Raw genomic sequence first — 15758 nt, 5'->3', positions numbered from 1 at the left:
ACGGATGAGTGCTTCCAAACAGGGCGCGGCAGCGCCCAAAACGACGATGCAGCGCGTTCTCGACTGGGTCGAGAAGGTTGGCAACATGGTGCCGCATCCGGTTGTGATCTTTCTCATCCTGATCGCGATCGTGATCGTGCTGTCGACCATCCTGAGCCTGTTCGGCGCACGTGTAACCTTCGAGCAGATCAACCCCGAGACCCACAAGCTCGAGACGGCATCGACCGCAATCCGGGGCCTCCTCAATGTTGAGGGCATCCGGTTCATGTATTCCTCGCTGATCCCGAACTTCATGAGCTTCACGGCCGTCGGCCTGATGATCGTGGCCATGATCGGCGCAGGTGTCGCCGAGGAATCGGGCCTCGTCACCGCGCTGATCCGCAAGCTCGTGATCGTCTCGCCGGCATGGGCGTTGACCTACATCCTCGCCTTCGTCGGCATTCTCGCCAGCATCGCGGCGGATGCGGGCTATCTGGTGCTCATCCCGCTGGCCGGCATTGCCTATCTCGCCGTCGGACGCAATCCTCTGGCAGGGCTCGCGCTCGGCTTCGCGGCGGTGGCCGGTGCCTTCACCGTCAACATGCTGATCAAGCCGCTGGATGCCGTGCTCGTCGAGTTCACCAACGACGCTGCACGCCTCGTGGATCCCACCCGACAGATCGGCCTGGCTTCCAATATCTGGTTCTCGACCGCCTCGGTGATCCTGCTGACGGCCGTCATCGCCTTCATTACCGATCGCATCATTGGCCCGAGGCTCGGCAAGTATGATCCTGCCACCGCTGCCGAAGGCACCACGACGGAACAGGGCGCCGTGCTCAGCGAGCAGGAATCACGTGGGCTTCGCTTCGCCGGTTTCGGCCTTCTGGGGCTTATCGCGGTGTTTCTGCTGCTGACGCTGCCGGCCGGCGCGCCCCTTCGCAACCCGACCACGGGCGAACTGATCGGAAACTCGCCCTTCATGAACGGGCTGATCGCACTGATCATGCTGATGTTCCTCACCACTGGCTGGACGTATGGCATCGGCGCGGGCACCCTGCGCACGCTGCCCGAGGTGATCGCCGCCATCGAAAAATCGATCAAGGGCCTCGGTGGCACGATCTTTCTGTTCTTCGTGCTCAGCCAGTTCGTAGCCTATTTTACCTACACCAACATGGGCACGGTGATGGCGCTCAGCCTCGCAGGCGTGCTGCAAGCGGCCAATATCGGCGCGCTGCCGCTGCTGCTGGGCTTCATCGTTGTCGTGGCCATCATCGACCTGCTGCTCACGGGGGCCATCGCCAAATGGGCTATTTTCGCGCCGGTCTTCGTGCCGCTGCTGATGAAGCTCGGCGTCGAACCCGAGGCGGTGCTGGCGGCCTACCGCATCGGCGATTCCCCGATGAACGCCATCACTCCGCTCAACGCCTATTTCGCGCTCGTCGTCGGCTTCATGCAAAGATACGACCGGAATGCCGGCGTCGGCACCGTGGTTGCGCTGATGCTTCCCTATGTCATCTGGATGTTCGTAGCGTGGACGACGCTGTTCGCGATCTGGAAGACGCTCGGCCTGCCCTGGGGGGTCTGACACGCGCCATGCGATGGGCAAAGAGCTCGGCTTCGAGGTTGATGTGCCGGAGCGCACCGACATGGAAAAGCTCGGAATGGGCTCTTTCCTGTCCGTCGGGCGCGCATCGGCCAACCCGTGCTAGCTGGTCGTGATGCATGATCAGGGGGGCGAAGCCGGGGATCAGCCCGTCGTTCTGGTCGGCAAGGGGATCACCTTTGATACGGGCGGCATCATCGCCGCTGCGGAGAACATGCCGGGCGGCGATGCGAGCCGCCCGGGCGATGTTGTCCGCTCGATGTCGGGCCTGACCATCGAGATCCTGAATACGGATGCCGAGGGGCGGCTGCTCCTGTGCGACGCGCTGACCTATGCCGAACGTTTCAAACCATCCTGCGTGGTGGACATTGCCACGCTGACCGGCGCTTGTGTGATTGCTCTTGGTGCCCATGCCAGCGGCTTGTTTGCCAATGATCAGGCACTTGCCTCCGAGCTTTTGACCTCCGGCACCGAAACGGGGGACCGCGCCGGGCAATTGCCGCTTTGGGATGATGACATGGGCCAGCTCAAGACCAATCTTGCGGATATCAGCAATCCGGGTGGGCCGCCCGCTGGTGCCATCACCGCCGCCCTTTTCCTCAGCCGCTTCGCCCAGGCCTATCCGTAGGCGCATATCGACATTGCCGGCACCGGTTCTGACTCTGGTGAAGCGAAGGGATCAACGGGCTGTCCGGTCCCGCTGCTGACCGACTTTCTGATTGCACGCGCCACTTCGGCCAGATAGAAACTGCCCTCAACGGGAAAGTTCCTTTTCCCTGTCATCTATGGAGTTGATGATGAGCGATCTCGTATTCGTTGCCTTTCCGACCGAGCAGAAGGCGGAAGAGGTCAGAAAGCGCGTCCTTGAACTTCAGCGCGAATACCTGATCGAACTGGGTGATGCGGTCGTCGTCGTCAAGGACGAATCCGGCAACATCAAGCTCAACCAGCTTCTCAATCTGACGGCGCTCAGCGCAGCCTCAGGTGCGATGTGGGGCACGCTGATCGGATTGATATTCCTCAATCCCCTGGTCGGCACGGCGATCGGCGCTGCCTCCGGTGCTCTCAGCGGCAAGCTGACCGACGTGGGCATCAACGACAAGTTCATGAAGGAAAGCGCAGAGGCGCTCACGCCCGGCACCGCTGGCCTTTTCCTGCTCATCCGCAAGGTTACGGCAGACAAGGTTCTTGCCGAATTGAAGGGGGTTGGCGGAACGGTCATGCACACGTCCTTTGACGAGAACAAGGAAGCGCTGCTGCGTGAGGCCTTGGCAGCGCAAACGGCGGAAAAGCCCGCTCTTTCCTGATTTCAGGATGTTCCTGACCGGGTGCCCCAGAGATTCAATCAGAATTCGCAGGGTGCAGGTTCAATGAACTCCGTTTGTCTTGAAGACTTCCAGCCCCTGAATCCTGCCGAGGCCAGCATCATTGGTGGCCTCAGCAGTGGCGCCTTTGACCGCATCGGCGACGGGCGGCGGCCAAAACATCCCGAGCCGGATCGCATCGTCCGGGCTGACTTCCTGCGTTTCCTTCTGCTGGGCGGCGAAGAGGGGTATCGCCCCCACGAAAAGGGTGTCCAGATCTCGGGGGCCTGGATCATCGGGCCGCTGGACCTTGAAGGTTGCCGCATTCCGATGGTGCTTGCGCTCAGGCATTGCGTTCTGGCTGATACACCTGTTCTCAGCGCCGCCATTATCGACAGTGTCCAGTTCGACGGTTCCGCGCTGCCGGGCCTGCTTGCCGACGGGCTCGAGCTTCGAGGGGGCCTGTCTCTCATCGGCGCGCATGTCAACGGGGCCATCGTCATGCCCGGCTGCCGCTTCGGCGCGAGCCTGCGGTGCGACGGCGCCGATCTGATTTTCCCGGATGGAATCGTGATCGATGCCGATGCCCTCGTGGCGCGCAGCGTGTTGCTCCGGGGGGCAACCGTGGAAGGCGGCATTTCCCTCTTTGGTGCGCGCCTGAGTGCGGATTTCAATGCTTCGGCCAGCAAGATCACGCACAAAGAGGACATCGCGATCAATGCGGAAGGCATTGAGGTGCTCGGCAGTGTCCAGTTCCGCACATGCGACGTGCAGGGCGAAGTCCGAATGACCGGCGCGCATGTCGATGGCGATTTTGACCTGACCGGCGCAAAGCTTTTCAATCCTGGCCATGATGCGTTGCAGGTCAAGCGAGCCTTGATCGAAGGCGGTTTCTTCTTGCGTCAGGAGGCCGCCATTACCGGCACGGCCGACCTGACTGGCGCAAAACTCGGCGCGTTCCATGATGAACTCGAATGCTGGCCCGGACCGGGCGACATCCTGCTTAACCGCTGCCTTTACAGTGCCTTCATTGGCGGCTCGGTCGATGCGCGCAGCCGGATCGAATGGCTCTCCCGGCAGAGCCCGGAGCGCTGGGGACAGGATTTCTGGCCCCAGCCCTATGAGCAACTGGCCAATGTCTTCCTCAATATGGGGCATGACGAGGATTCCCGCGCCGTTCTGATCGCCAAGGAACAACTTCAGCGGCGGGCGCGGCGGGACAGGGCGAAGAACCCGGCCTTTCGCAGTATTCTGTGGCTCAAGGATGCGACGCTCGGCCTCACGGTGCGCTATGGCCGCCAACCGCTGCTTGCGCTGATCTGGCTGATGTTTTTTTGGGCTGTCGGCGTTGGCGTCTTTGGCTTTGCCGAGAGCAGGCATGCTTTCAAACCGGCAAGCCCCGTCGTTCTCCGGTCGCCAGAATGGACGATGTGCAGCATTGACACAACACAGGAACGGTTTCTGTCTGCCAGCCAGCAGCTGGTCCGCGGCCGCGCCGCGCCGGGACAATCCCAGCTGGAATGCTTCCGGGAGCAGCAAGAGGCGATCAGCTATCCCCGCTTCAACGTCTGGATGTATTCGCTCGACACGCTCTTCCAGGTCCTGGAACTTGACCAAAAATCGTTCTGGCGCCCCGACCAGAACCAGGAATGGGGCGGCTTGGCGATAGCCTACTTCTATTTTCAGACGATCGTTGGCTGGGTGCTTTCGCTTCTGGCGGTTGCAGGCTTTTCGGGGTTGGTGAAGTCACGCTCAAATTCCTGAGTGTGCGAAACAGGAGAGGATCCGTGGCTCAGGCATCAACCGGCAGCAAGACCAAACCAAAAACGTCGCGCTCCAGAGAACCGTTGCTGATCGATCTCGCGCTGCAAGGCGGTGGATCGCACGGGGCATTCAGCTGGGGCGTGCTCGACCGGCTGATGGAAGAGGACTGGCTGATCATTGAGGGCATATCGGGCACCTCTGCCGGTGCGATGAACGCGGCGGTTCTCGCTTCCGGTTTCGCGAAGGGCGGTGCCGAAGGAGCGCGGCTGTCGCTTGAAGCGTTCTGGCGCAAGGTGTCTGAAGGAGCCCGCTTCAGCCCGTTCCAGCGCAGCCCGCTGGACGTGCTGATGGGGCGCTGGTCGTTGGATCGTTCGCCGATGTTTCTGGCGACGGATATGATGTCAAGGGTGTTTTCACCCTATGATCTCAATCCGATGGGCACCAATCCTTTGGCCGGGATCCTGTCCGCGATCATTGATTTCGAAGCCCTTTCGAAGGGGCCGATCAAGCTCTTCGTCACCGCCACCAATGTCCATACCGGGCGCGGGCGTGTGTTTCGCAACCCGGAATTGACCGTGGATGTTTTGCTGGCATCAGCCTGCTTGCCCTCCATGTTCCAGGCTGTCGAGATCGACGGCGAAAAATACTGGGATGGCGGTTATTCCGGCAATCCGACCATGGCGCCCCTGATCCGCGAATGCGCATCACAGGATACGCTTCTTGTTCAAATCAACCCCATCAGCCGTGACGAGACTCCCCGTTCCGCCAGTGACATCATCAGCCGGCTCAATGAGATTTCCTTCAATGCGGTGCTGATCAAGGAATTGCGCGCCATGGCCCTGCTGCGCAAGCTGGACTACGTGGAGGATAGTGAAGGCGCGCGCATGGCGGCGATGCGCGTGCATCGTATTGCAAGCCCCGTCATGAATGACCTGGGCTATTCTTCCAAGCTCAATGCGGAATGGGCTTTCCTGACCATGTTGCGTGATGAAGGAAGGCGCACAGCCGATCTCTTCCTTGAGCAGCATGGCGACGACCTCGGTCACCGCGAAACGACCATCGACTTCGAAGAATTGCTCACGGGCATTTGATAGCAGCCGCTGTTCTTCGGCCTTGGAGCATTTTCCGATCCATTGGATACCGGTTGGTCGAAGAAAATGCGTGAAATAACAAGAAATTGGAACGGGCGGTCTGATTCGATCAGATCGGAGTCCGCTCCAGCAATGGAAGCAGGAGTTTTCCATGAGCGTTGATCGCTTCAATGTGCCCGCGATCCTGATCGCGGTTGTTGTGATCTGCGCGGCACTGAATGTCGCCAGCGGTGTGTTTGCGCCCCTCGCACTGGCGCTTCTGATCATTGCCCTGCTTTGGCCAGTGCAGCACACGCTCCAGGCATTCATGCCAAGATCTTTGGCTTTGTTGTTTTCACTGGTGTCCCTGATCATTGTATTTGCGCTATTCAGTTATATAACCTTGTGGGCCTTCGGCCGTACTGCGCGCTGGATCATCAACGATGTCTCTCGATTTCAGTCGGTTTATGACCAATTGACTGTCTGGCTCGAAGGCCATGGGATCGCGGTTGCTGCGATATGGACCGAGCATTTCAATACCAGCTCCGCCATCAGTCTCATCCAGACCATCAGCGGGCGCCTGAACACAACGATGAGCTTCTGGGTCGTGGTGCTAGTCTATGTTTTTCTGGGTTTGCCGGAAGTGGGAAACATCGCTCGGAAGATGCGCTCGATGGACAATCCCGAACTGGGCCGCGTGCTGCTTCAGGGGAGTATGGTGACAGGGGCCAAGATCCGCCGATACATGCTGGTCCGCACTTTCATGAGCGCGATCACCGGGCTGCTTTTCTTCACGATGGCCTCTGCCGTTGGTCTGCCCCTTTCCAAGGAATGGGGTGTTCTTGCTTTTGTCTTGAACTACATCCCTTTCCTTGGGCCGTTGATTGCAACCCTGCTTCCGACACTCATCGCGATTGTGGAGTTCCAGTATTGGCAGTCGGCTGCCTTGTTCTTCGTCGCGCTGAATTTAATCCAGTTTGCAGTCGGGAGCTATATCGAGCCGCGTGTTTCGGGCAACGCTTTGTCGATCTCACCGTTCCTGGTCTTGTTTGCCATTTTCTTCTGGGCCTACATGTGGGGGATGTTCGGTGCCTTTATCGGTGTCCCGATCACCATCGCGGTGCTGACATTCTGCGATCAGCATGACCGGACGCGCTGGCTGGCCTGTCTGCTGGGAGGGACGGACCAGAAGCCCGAGAAGAGAGGGGCGTGATGAATCCGCTTCATTCTCGCGTTGGGGAATCCGCCCGCCAACTGGATACCGGTTGGCGGAAAAAGCGGATGCGAAAACAAGAAGAGTGAGCGCAAGATCTGATTCAATCAGATCGGAGTCCGTTCTCGGGAATTCGCCGAACTGTTCCGCGTCGAAAGACCGCTTATGGCGCGGTTTTCCGTTCGGATTTTCTCGCCTCGGAACGCAACGGATTGAAGTTCTTTCGCCTGAGGGCGGATTGACCGCCTCATTCGGCCAGAATGGTCTGCCCGCTGTTGGAGTGCAGAACAAGCCGGCCCTCCGGGGTGAACGAGAACCGCGAAACGCGCTCAAGCAGATCAAGAAACAACCGCTCCTGGTCCATGAGAGGGGGCTCGCACGCCATCATGGTGGACAGGCCCTTGCTGATGGTCATTCCTTCCCCGGTCAGTTGATACCCTGCATTGAAACGATTGCAGGATCCAAGGCCGCTGACGGTGCCGTCCTTGGCGAAGGTCATGGTGATCTTTGGTGTTGGCAGGACAGGCCGGTCTGCGAGACGCGTGACGATCCATTCGCGACCCTGCAACAGGCTTGCCGGCTCTCCGCCACAGCCAGTCAGACGCTGGCCATCCAGAAGGATGGTGACCTGCTGCGGGCGGGGCATGCCACTCATCGAGTCCACGCAGATCGCCGTCTTCACGGTCCAGATCAGGGATTTGCCATTGGCCGTGGTGGCATATCGCACCGTACTGGAATCGATGCTCACCGCCTCCGGGATTGCAAATCTCAGCCGGTCCGCGCCGAAATTGGTTTCCAGCAGCATCGCATCGCCGTTGCGGGAGAGCACCCAGGACGGTTCGTGCCCCAGGGCGCGCCACGCTTCGGGCAAAGTCCCCTGTGGCTGAGCCTGAACAGGGGCACTCGCCAGAGCAAGCCCCCATCCCGCAACAAACGCGGCCCAAAAAACTGCCCGTTTTTGCACAAAGCCCGCCAGAGCGGCGCGCGAAGGAAAAGGATTGGTCACGGTGTTCTCCAGCAAACATGGGCGAGGGATAGGTCTGGCGCGAAAGCATCCTTGTCTCAATGGGCTTTCAACAGGGCCGAACCAGGTGGGATATTCTGAGTTATCTTGTCCTTTTCGAAGGAGAATAACAGGTTTGAACTGGCGCACATCAATGTGTCGATTGTCATGATCAGCGAGCCTATCTCTGCCCTTGAGGCCAATGTGCCGAGCCGTATGGCAAAATCATAGCGATCATCCGGAGCAAAGCCATAAAGCCCGTCGTTCGGGGCGGAAGGGATGACAATATGGGAAAGGTAAAACATCTTCGACGGATAAACCAGACCGAACGCGTGCACGCGGCACGAAACTGCTGAACACTGCCCGTTTTCATGGTCTGGACAAGGGAATTATCCCCTTGACACAAGTTGAGTCACGATATTAGAGTTTTTTGCGTCTTTCTGATTGCGCCTCAAAAAGCGGCCTGCTATAAGCCAGACATGGCGTCAGTACGACAGATTCTCGACAGTCACGAACGCGATCTTCTCCAGAGGCTCGACCAGTTGCGTGCGCAGGTGCGCGAGGTCGAGGCCGAGCTCGGTGAAGTGCGCGGGGCGAAGGCTGGGCTGTCTAAGCAGAGCAGCAGCGCTGCCGATCTGGCGTTTGTGAACAAGGAAAACCCTTACGCCAGGATGACCAACAAGCAGCTTGCTCTAACTGCCCTTAAAGAGCACTTCCCTGAAGGGGCTTTGGCATCTGAACTTATCGACTTCTTCAAGACTGAATGGGATCGGGTCATCGACAGAGCTACATTCAGCCCACAGCTATCGCGCCTGTTGCAGGACGGCGACCTCGAAAAAGAGGGTAAGGTTTGGAAGCTGAAAAAGAACAAGCCCTCAGTTTTTGACTGAGGGCTCTGAAATCCATCGACCGGTGTATCAGACCAGCGCTGATTAGACGCTGGAGGAAGCGAGGATGAGGAATGCTTACGCGTTCTTCTGTGAAATGGTGGCTGGAACCCGCCTTTCACGTCCTCTTGTTACGGTGACGCGGGCGTTAGCCCGCTAACCATCCCGGCCCCCTTCCAAAAGGGGCGCGGAGCAAAGGCCCCTCCCGGTCCATTCGGGGGTGGGCCTTTGTGCATTTTTGTGGTAGCATAAAGCATGGAATCTGACAAGACAAACAACTGCTTATCCTTAGCGGAAGCGCAAGTTTCTGGTCGCCTTGAAGAATTTATCGTTCAAGAGGAAGCGCGAGGCGTTGGCCCCGCTGATCGTCAAGAGCTTGACGAAGCCCTGTCACGGCTGATCACAGCCGGGAAATCAGGAGATCGAACATCGCGTTCTGCATCTTCCGATGGTTTGAGCGGAACGAAAACTCGTTGAGATACCGCTGCATGGGCTTGCTCGACACGTGAATGTGGGTTGAGCGGACAGACGCCTAGAACAGCTTCCAGAAGCTTTCCACGTGGTTTGTGTGATGGGTAGCGCCGTGGCGATAATCGTAATACGACCACTCTTTGTCGCCGTGCTTCACCGTGCCGTGCTTGTAGCCGTCGCCTTCGAGTAAGGCATACAACATGAGTTCGTCGGTGGAGACGATAGCGCCCTTCTCAACGTTGTTAATCCCCTTTTCTTCGACCAACCGGTATCCACTTGGTTGGAAAATGCTTCAGCCCCCCCTCAGCGATGAGGCCGACGCAGAAGCGCCAACCCACCGCCTTCAGTTCAAATGTCAAATGGTGGCCGCTGTGGGACTCGAACCCACACGGGCGTTGCCCGAGGCATTTTAAGTGCCTTCCGTCTACCAGTTTCGGCAAGCGGCCTTTTGTCTTCGCTCCGTCCCACTACACAGGCCCGCGGCTCATGTCAGCCACGCTTATCGGGACGTTCTACGCCTGTATCGGCCCGAGCCGATGATACGGTTGACTCATTCCGCGCCTTTACGAGGATTTTCTGTCACCTGCCTCTTCCTGCTCCGCCAAGAACAGGGGAATGACCGGGAAAGGAGGTGGGCTGTCCTCCTGCCCTGGCCGAGGGGATGGCACCTGGGCGGCGCGGGCGCAATCCGGGCGAGGCAAGGCCCATGCACGAAACAGGGCTGGCTACCCGAGGCGGGCCTTGAAGGCAACGTTAGAAGCAAGGCGACGGCCTCATGCCGGCCGCCTTGTCACAGGGCCGACAGGATGATCACGCCCACGCCGCCATGCGGCAAACGGCGAACGATCTTTACTCGCTCCTGGAAACGCCGGCGAGGAATTCGCAACGTAAAGACATTCGGCAAGGCCTTGAAGTTACCCCCGGTCAGGCGCATGCCTTTTTGGGAAATGTCGTGCACCTCGCATGGTATCGCTTCCAGACTGTTGTTGATCCAGATTTCTCCCCGCATGTAGCAGGACATGCGAGCTTCATAGCGACGGTCTGAGTTCTTGAGTTCTGCCATGGTCTTTTCCCAGTGATATGGGCCTTCTAGCCCCTCTCGAAATTCAGTCTCTCCAGAATGGAGCGCATCGCGGCGAGTTGTTGTTTCAGATGGGCGATCTCGGCCTCGACCCGTTCCATCCGGACCTGCAGCGCACGATCATTGGTCATGGGCTGCTGGAGCTGTTCCGGCCATGAATCCGGTCTCTTGGCCGTGAGGAAATGCACCCCGACCTCGTCCCCATGCCGCCAGGTGATCGTGCAACGCTCGTGGATGTTGCGCTGGAGCACGTTCAGATCCAGGGGATCGGGCAGGGGAACCGAGCGAGGAACCTGCAGGCGGGCACCATCGGGCGACAGGTCGCGCACCGTGCATTCGATGCGGATCGCCCCGGCCGAATGAATGATCTCGCCCTTCAGGAAGGAACGGATCCGCGGATGGTGACGGTTCTGCTGCATGCGCGGTGCCAAACTCGTGGCTCGAGAAACCTCGCAATTTCAATACATGCAACCGGTTAAGCTTTTCTGCCGACCAGGGCGCGAAAAGCGGGACTAGCCTCTTGGGCTTTCCGCATCATGCCCATAGATCCACGCGAAACGTTCGAGTGCGGCATTGCGCGGCAACAGGCGCAGGGCCATATCGCGGGCGAGGGCGAGCGGCCCGGAGAGGTGGAAGATCCGTCCCTGGCTGCGCGCGCCGGATTGCACCCGCGCCGTGCGCGTGATGCGGGCACGGTCGTAACGCCGCAAGGCCTGCGCGAGTCTGGAACCGCTGCCGGCTGCCCCGAGATGCGCCGCGAGGCTCGCGCCATCCTCGATCGCCTGGCTCGCGCCCTGGGCCAGGAATGGCAGCATGGCATGGGCGGCATCACCGATGAGCGTGATGCGCCCGCGCGACCAGCGGCTCTCCGGCGCGCGATCGAGCAGCGCCCAGCGATTCCAGCCCGGGCTCGCAGCAACAAGATCGCGCGCATCCGCCCCCCAATTCGTGAAGAGGCGCAAGAGCACATCCGGATCGCCCGGCGCGTTCCAGCCCTCCTCGAGCCAGGTCTCGTCGATGATGGCGACCACATTCACCGCTTCCCCGCCCGAGACGGGATAATGCACGAGATGAGCGTTGGGGCCGAGCCAGAGGTTGACCTTCGCCTCGCGCGCGAAGATCGGCGCGGCCTCGCGGGGGATCAGCCCACGCCAGGCGGTTTTTTCCTGCGGCTGCGATGCCTGGGAAAGGCCCGAGAGTGGGCGCACGCGAGACCACAGGCCATCGGCGCCGATCAGCAGGTCGGCCGTGATCTGCTTTTCGCCGCTGGCGGTGTCGAAAATGCCCGTTACCTCGCTGTCGGTCTCGCGGAGATCGGTGACGCGATGGCCAAGGCGGAACTCGATTCCCGGAGCCTTCTCCGCGCGCTGGCGCAACACTTTCTGCAGATCGCCGCGATGAATGACGAGGAAGGGCGCGCCGAAGCGCTGCTCGGCCTGCTTGCCCAGAACGGGGCGGGCCAGAACCTGGCCATCATGCCGGCGCACCACCATTTCCTGCGGGCGCACGGCGAGATCGGTGAAATCCGCCATCATGCCAAGCCGGGCAAGCAGGCGTGTGGCATTGGGCGAGAGCTGAAGGCCGGCGCCGACCTCATGGAGCGCGGCCTCGCGCTCGGCCAGGGTCACCCGCCATCCCGCACGCACCAGAAACAGGGCGGTCGCAAGTCCACCGATGCCGGCGCCGACAATCAGGGCGTGGCGCGAGGCCTCGGGGGCGGGTTGGTCTTCCGGCATGGCCGGCTAAGCCTCCTCAGGCGGCCCTGGAATCGTGCCAGAGGGCATCGGGCGGCGCGCAAATGGCGTGGCTGAGGGAGCCATCATATCGGAAGAGCGTGGAGCAATAGGGGCAGACGATCTCGGTTTCCGAACCCATGTCGAGGAAGATATGCGGATGGTCGAAGGGCGGCTTCGCGCCGATGCACATGAATTCCTTCGCCGCCACGCGAATGACCGGCAGGCCGGCATCGTTTCGGAAATGCGGTATGGACGTTGCGGCCACGGATGGCTCCTGACGATTGGGGTTGAGCTAATATGCTAGCTGCTTCGATCGCATCCTCCAAGTCCGCGATTGGTTGGCGCCACCGTTCCCGATTGGCCGCAAGGCTTCCCCTTGCCAGCGAAAGGGGAGCGCGATAGGCCCCCACCATGCTGAAGTACTTTCATCACGATGGCCTGAACCTCGCTTATCTCGACCGCTTCGATGGCGGGCACGGAATGCCCGTGCTGCTGATTCACGGCTTTGCCTCGTCCATCGCCACGAACTGGGAAGGCCCGGCCTGGATCAAGACCTATGCCGCGGCGGGCTATCGTGTCGTTGCGATCGAGAATCGCGGCCATGGCGCTTCCGACAAGCCGCATGACCCTGCGGCCTATGACACGAACCTCATGGCAGGCGATGCCGTGGCCCTGCTCGATCATCTCGGCATCGGCCGCGCTTTCGTGCAGGGCTATTCGATGGGCGCGCGCATCTCGGCTTTCCTTGCCCTGCGGCATCCCGAGCGGGTGCGCGCGCTGGCGCTCGGCGGGCTGGGCCTGCATCTCATCGAAGGCGTGGGCCTGCCGCTGGGTATTGCGGAAGCGCTTGAAGTGGAAGACAAATCGACGATCACCGATCCCACCCGGCGCATGTTCCGCCTCTTCGCGGAAGCGAACAGGGGCGATCTCGCCGCGCTGGCAGCCTGTATCCGTGGCTCGCGGCAGGCGCTGACGCGGGAGGAGGCCGCGAGCATCCGCGTGCCGACCATCATCTGTGTGGGCACGAATGATGCCATCGCCGGCCCGCCACAGCCGCTTGCGGCCGTGATGCCCGAGGCGCGGGCCTTCGACATCGTGGGGCGCGACCACAATCTCGCCGTCGGCGACAAGACCCATCGCGCTGCCGTGCTTGCGTTTTTTGACAGCGAACGCGGCGCGCTGTGAAGCCTTCGCGCTGATTTGATCGCGGCAGGGGTCGCAATTCTTGTCGCCTGACCCTAAATTTGAAAATTGTCGTCTTGTTCTGTTTCAACCGGAGGATCGCCTATGGGGCCCGGAACTTCCGCCGAACGCCGCAATGCGGTCTCGCAGGTTGATCCCGTCTGGTCGAAGCTCCGGGCCGAGGCGGAGGCCGTGCGCGGCGCCGAGCCCTCGCTGGCCGGCCTGATGCTTGCGACAATCCTCCAGCAGCCGGGCATCGAGGCGGCGGTCGCGCATCGCATCGCCGAGCGCCTTCACCATGCGGATCTCCCCGCGACGCTGATCCGGCAGGCCTTTGCCGAATTCCTCGAAGCCAATCCGGCCTATCGCGAGATCCTGCGCGCGGATATCGGTGCGGTGATGGACCGCGACCCGGCCTGTGACAGGGTGCTTCAGCCGGTGATGTATTTCAAGGGCTTCCAGGCGATCCAGACCCATCGCCTCGCGCATTGGCTCTGGAAGACCGGGCGGCGCGATTTCGCGCTCTACCTCCAGAGCCTGTCCTCGGCGATGTTCCAGACGGATATCCATCCGGCCGCACCCTTCGGGAAGGGCATCTTCTTCGATCACGCCACCGGCATCGTTGTGGGCGAGACGGCCGCGCTGGAGGACAATGTCTCGATCCTGCAGGGCGTGACGCTCGGCGGCACGGGCAAGGAGGATGGTGACCGCCACCCGAAGGTGCGCCATGGTGTGCTGATCGGCGCGGGTGCGAGCATTCTCGGCAATATCGAGATCGGCCATTGCGCGCGCGTTGCCGCCGGTTCGGTGGTGCTGAAAGCGGTGCCGCCCTGCACCACGGTGGCGGGGGTGCCGGCCCGCGTGATCGGCGAGGCGGGCTGCGCCGAACCGGCCCGCGCCATGGATCAGCTCATCCTGTCCGCTGGTTGAGGCACCGGGTCGCGCGCCCGATCCTCAAGCCGCGACGATTGCGGCTTGCCGGGCCTCGTCGGGCATGGCAAGCGGAACGGGACGCGCGAATCCCGCGCGGGCAGGACGCATTTCACGGAGTGACGGCGATGGATAAGGCGGTTCTTACAAAGCTTGAAACCTATCTGCGCCGGCAATTCTCGAATGCGGCGATTCGCGTGGTCGCGCGCCCGAAGAAGAAGGATTCCGCCGAGGTCTATATGGGCGACGAGTTCATCGGCGTGCTGACCGAGGACAAGGAGGATGGCGACACCTCCTATTTCTTCGAAATGGCGATCCTTGATGTGGACCTGGAGGACTGAAGCTGCTCAGCCTTCCTCCAGCCCGCGCATGCGGCGGATGAGTTGCAGCGTTTCGGTGCCCATGCGCCGCCATTCGGGCAGCGCGCGGGCGGGAAATCGCATTTCTGCCTCCACCCCGTCCTGTCGCAGCCGCACGATGCAGGGTTCCACATCCTGGATGTTCGCCTTGGGGCAAAGCGCGATGAAGAGCCGGCCGCCGCTGCCGCCGAGCGCCCCCGCCCCGATGTAAAGCTCCCGGTCCTCATAGGGCGTTCCCGCCCGGAATCGCCGCATCACCAGCCCGCCTTTGGCCTGAACGGTTTCGGGTGAGAGGAAGCGCGCAAAGACCTGCTGGAGATGATCGGCAGGCGGTGCCTTCGGGCCGGGATTGCTCAGCACGATATGCAGGGTTTCCGGAGCCGGCTCGCCAGTCTTGCGCCCAAGCCCGAGCGGCACGGGCTGATAGTTGACCCGATCCACCTGCAGGTCGAGCCTTGTCAGGCGGCCTCCGGCCCGCTGTGCGGGTTCGGCGATGAGCGCGCGGCTTGCGGAGAGCGGCAGTCCCGCAAGGTCGATCGTCACCTCGCCTGTGGGCGGGCCGGTTGGCGTGGGCGCGCGCAGAAGCAGGGCGGCGTTGGCGGCAACCGCCAGGCCCAGCAGTCCCGTCGCGAGAAGCCATCGTGCCAGCATGGGATGATCTCACCCCGGCATGGTTAACCAAAGGTAAAGATTCCGGTTCGCCTGCGCCGATTTGGCGCTAAATCTCCTCGCACGGAATTCGCAAGGCGGGGCGGAGAGGCCTCGTGCTCCGCGAAGCCAACCGATCAGTCCGGCGTAACCCCGGGAGGTTTGTAGCCATGGGAAGCGAACCCCTCTTGTCCCAGACCCAATTCGACGCGTTCCTTGCGATTGCCCTTGGCTTTGCTTTCGCGGGGTTGATTGCGGCAATCTATCGTGCACTGCGGCATGAGCATGTGCGGTTCGAACTGCTGCTGACCGGGGGAGGTGCCACCGTGGCCGCCATTCCGCTGCTTGCGGCGGCGGGCCCGGCGGTCATCATGCGCAACACCCTGCGTGGCCGGAAATATGAGCGTCGGCAGGTGCATTTCGTGGCCATTGCCACGGCTTTGGCCTCGCTCTGGAGCATGGTGATCGGCTATCAGTTGATGAATCTGCTGCACGGCTTCATGGGCTGATCTCCCTGCGGGGAGGCGG

Annotated in this window: 19 protein-coding genes, 1 tRNA gene and 1 pseudogene; 12 read left to right on the top strand and 9 right to left on the bottom strand. The window is 61.2% G+C overall.

Translation table 11 applies throughout. The features are described from left to right. Nucleotides 1-4 precede the first annotated feature (4 nt). The 6 genes from ACKODO_RS11945 (at nt 5) to ACKODO_RS11920 (ending at nt 6933) form a co-directional block, all read left to right on the top strand. Nucleotides 5-1564, top strand: a complete 1560-nt coding sequence (locus ACKODO_RS11945) for an AbgT family transporter (protein ID WP_408983658.1) — start codon at nt 5-7, stop codon at nt 1562-1564. 133 nt (nt 1565-1697) lie between these two features. Beyond that, on the top strand, nt 1698-2210 hold the full coding sequence (locus tag ACKODO_RS11940) for a hypothetical protein (RefSeq protein WP_408983657.1): 513 nt from the start codon (nt 1698-1700) through the stop codon (nt 2208-2210). Nucleotides 2211-2379: 169 nt separating this feature from the next. Next, complete coding sequence (locus tag ACKODO_RS11935) at nt 2380-2889, top strand: DUF1269 domain-containing protein (RefSeq protein ID WP_408983656.1); 510 nt, start codon at nt 2380-2382, stop codon at nt 2887-2889. Nucleotides 2890-2952: 63 nt separating this feature from the next. Further along, a complete protein-coding gene (locus ACKODO_RS11930; protein WP_408983655.1) occupies nt 2953-4650 on the top strand; it encodes a hypothetical protein in 1698 nt (565 codons plus the stop codon). A gap of 23 nt (nt 4651-4673) precedes the next feature. Beyond that, complete coding sequence (locus tag ACKODO_RS11925) at nt 4674-5741, top strand: patatin-like phospholipase family protein (protein ID WP_408983654.1); 1068 nt, start codon at nt 4674-4676, stop codon at nt 5739-5741. Between the two features lie 151 nt (nt 5742-5892). Continuing rightward, nucleotides 5893-6933: an AI-2E family transporter gene (locus ACKODO_RS11920; RefSeq protein ID WP_408983653.1), complete on the top strand. Its 1041-nt coding sequence runs from the start codon at nt 5893-5895 to the stop codon at nt 6931-6933. A 247-nt stretch (nt 6934-7180) separates the two neighbouring features. Here ACKODO_RS11920 and ACKODO_RS11915 read toward each other — a convergent pair whose 3' ends face one another. Beyond that, nucleotides 7181-7939, bottom strand: coding sequence for an META domain-containing protein (locus ACKODO_RS11915; RefSeq protein WP_408983652.1), 759 nt, complete (start codon nt 7937-7939; stop codon nt 7181-7183). Nucleotides 7940-7995: 56 nt separating this feature from the next. Further along, complete coding sequence (locus ACKODO_RS11910; RefSeq protein WP_408983651.1) at nt 7996-8274, bottom strand: hypothetical protein; 279 nt, start codon at nt 8272-8274, stop codon at nt 7996-7998. Between the two features lie 141 nt (nt 8275-8415). Between ACKODO_RS11910 and ACKODO_RS11905 the strand changes: the two genes are divergently transcribed. Both ACKODO_RS11905 and ACKODO_RS11900 read left to right on the top strand, forming a co-directional pair. After that, nucleotides 8416-8826, top strand: a complete 411-nt coding sequence (locus ACKODO_RS11905; protein WP_408983650.1) for a hypothetical protein — start codon at nt 8416-8418, stop codon at nt 8824-8826. Nucleotides 8827-9078: 252 nt separating this feature from the next. Further along, the gene (locus ACKODO_RS11900) at nt 9079-9300 is read left to right on the top strand and encodes a hypothetical protein (RefSeq protein WP_408983659.1); all 222 of its coding nucleotides are present in this window, start codon (nt 9079-9081) and stop codon (nt 9298-9300) included. Here ACKODO_RS11900 and ACKODO_RS11895 read toward each other — a convergent pair. The 6 genes and pseudogenes from ACKODO_RS11895 to ACKODO_RS11870 all read right to left on the bottom strand — a co-directional run. After that, a pseudogene (locus ACKODO_RS11895) lies at nt 9224-9541 on the bottom strand (transposase); the annotation flags it as partial. The gene ACKODO_RS11900 and the pseudogene ACKODO_RS11895 sit on opposite strands and share 77 nt — an antisense overlap. Before the next feature lie 113 nt (nt 9542-9654). After that, a tRNA-Leu gene (locus tag ACKODO_RS11890) sits at nt 9655-9740 on the bottom strand. A 344-nt stretch (nt 9741-10084) separates the two neighbouring features. Next, entirely contained in the window at nt 10085-10357 is a 273-nt protein-coding gene (locus ACKODO_RS11885) for a hypothetical protein (RefSeq protein WP_408983649.1), read from the bottom strand. A gap of 26 nt (nt 10358-10383) precedes the next feature. After that, nucleotides 10384-10794: a PilZ domain-containing protein gene (locus ACKODO_RS11880; protein ID WP_408983648.1), complete on the bottom strand. Its 411-nt coding sequence runs from the start codon at nt 10792-10794 to the stop codon at nt 10384-10386. Between the two features lie 93 nt (nt 10795-10887). Next, nucleotides 10888-12111 (bottom strand): FAD-dependent monooxygenase, encoded by a 1224-nt coding sequence (locus ACKODO_RS11875; protein ID WP_408983647.1) that lies wholly within the window; start codon nt 12109-12111, stop codon nt 10888-10890. 16 nt (nt 12112-12127) lie between these two features. After that, entirely contained in the window at nt 12128-12376 is a 249-nt protein-coding gene (locus ACKODO_RS11870) for a zinc-finger domain-containing protein (protein ID WP_408983646.1), read from the bottom strand. A gap of 146 nt (nt 12377-12522) precedes the next feature. Between ACKODO_RS11870 and ACKODO_RS11865 the strand changes: the two genes are divergently transcribed. The 3 genes from ACKODO_RS11865 to ACKODO_RS11855 all read left to right on the top strand — a co-directional run bounded on the left by ACKODO_RS11865 (nt 12523) and on the right by ACKODO_RS11855 (nt 14564). Continuing rightward, nucleotides 12523-13296, top strand: a complete 774-nt coding sequence (locus tag ACKODO_RS11865) for an alpha/beta fold hydrolase (RefSeq protein ID WP_408983645.1) — start codon at nt 12523-12525, stop codon at nt 13294-13296. Nucleotides 13297-13398: 102 nt separating this feature from the next. Further along, nucleotides 13399-14223 (top strand): serine O-acetyltransferase, encoded by an 825-nt coding sequence (cysE, locus tag ACKODO_RS11860; protein WP_408983644.1) that lies wholly within the window; start codon nt 13399-13401, stop codon nt 14221-14223. Between the two features lie 128 nt (nt 14224-14351). Then, nucleotides 14352-14564 carry a DUF3126 family protein gene (locus ACKODO_RS11855; RefSeq protein WP_408983643.1) on the top strand — a complete coding sequence of 71 codons (213 nt, stop codon included), beginning with the start codon at nt 14352-14354 and terminating at the stop codon, nt 14562-14564. A gap of 6 nt (nt 14565-14570) precedes the next feature. On the opposite strand, the gene ACKODO_RS11850 is transcribed toward ACKODO_RS11855, so the two are convergent. After that, entirely contained in the window at nt 14571-15233 is a 663-nt protein-coding gene (locus tag ACKODO_RS11850) for a hypothetical protein (protein ID WP_408983642.1), read from the bottom strand. Nucleotides 15234-15400: 167 nt separating this feature from the next. Between ACKODO_RS11850 and ACKODO_RS11845 the strand changes: the two genes are divergently transcribed. Continuing rightward, entirely contained in the window at nt 15401-15739 is a 339-nt protein-coding gene (locus ACKODO_RS11845) for a DUF6949 family protein (RefSeq protein ID WP_408983641.1), read from the top strand. Nucleotides 15740-15758 lie beyond the last annotated feature (19 nt).

The organism is Rhabdaerophilum sp., from assembly GCF_046092605.1.
Lineage (GTDB): Bacteria > Pseudomonadota > Alphaproteobacteria > Rhizobiales > Beijerinckiaceae > Rhabdaerophilum.
This window is presented reverse-complemented; position numbering and strand designations above follow the sequence as displayed.

Excerpts from the sequence above, each read along its gene's own strand:
- ACKODO_RS11935 (WP_408983656.1), top strand. The coding sequence starts at position 2,380 with ATGAGCGATCTCGTATTCGTTGCCTTTCCGACCGAGCAGAAGGCGGAA.
- ACKODO_RS11880 (WP_408983648.1), bottom strand. The coding sequence starts at position 10,794 with ATGCAGCAGAACCGTCACCATCCGCGGATCCGTTCCTTCCTGAAGGGC.
- ACKODO_RS11945 (WP_408983658.1), top strand. The coding sequence starts at position 5 with ATGAGTGCTTCCAAACAGGGCGCGGCAGCGCCCAAAACGACGATGCAG.
- ACKODO_RS11875 (WP_408983647.1), bottom strand. The coding sequence starts at position 12,111 with ATGCCGGAAGACCAACCCGCCCCCGAGGCCTCGCGCCACGCCCTGATT.
- ACKODO_RS11850 (WP_408983642.1), bottom strand. The coding sequence starts at position 15,233 with ATGCTGGCACGATGGCTTCTCGCGACGGGACTGCTGGGCCTGGCGGTT.
- ACKODO_RS11855 (WP_408983643.1), top strand. The coding sequence starts at position 14,352 with ATGGATAAGGCGGTTCTTACAAAGCTTGAAACCTATCTGCGCCGGCAA.
- ACKODO_RS11905 (WP_408983650.1), top strand. The coding sequence starts at position 8,416 with ATGGCGTCAGTACGACAGATTCTCGACAGTCACGAACGCGATCTTCTC.
- ACKODO_RS11865 (WP_408983645.1), top strand. The coding sequence starts at position 12,523 with ATGCTGAAGTACTTTCATCACGATGGCCTGAACCTCGCTTATCTCGAC.
- cysE (WP_408983644.1), top strand. The coding sequence starts at position 13,399 with ATGGGGCCCGGAACTTCCGCCGAACGCCGCAATGCGGTCTCGCAGGTT.
- ACKODO_RS11920 (WP_408983653.1), top strand. The coding sequence starts at position 5,893 with ATGAGCGTTGATCGCTTCAATGTGCCCGCGATCCTGATCGCGGTTGTT.
- ACKODO_RS11885 (WP_408983649.1), bottom strand. The coding sequence starts at position 10,357 with ATGGCAGAACTCAAGAACTCAGACCGTCGCTATGAAGCTCGCATGTCC.
- ACKODO_RS11900 (WP_408983659.1), top strand. The coding sequence starts at position 9,079 with ATGGAATCTGACAAGACAAACAACTGCTTATCCTTAGCGGAAGCGCAA.
- ACKODO_RS11940 (WP_408983657.1), top strand. The coding sequence starts at position 1,698 with ATGCATGATCAGGGGGGCGAAGCCGGGGATCAGCCCGTCGTTCTGGTC.
- ACKODO_RS11845 (WP_408983641.1), top strand. The coding sequence starts at position 15,401 with ATGGGAAGCGAACCCCTCTTGTCCCAGACCCAATTCGACGCGTTCCTT.
- ACKODO_RS11930 (WP_408983655.1), top strand. The coding sequence starts at position 2,953 with ATGAACTCCGTTTGTCTTGAAGACTTCCAGCCCCTGAATCCTGCCGAG.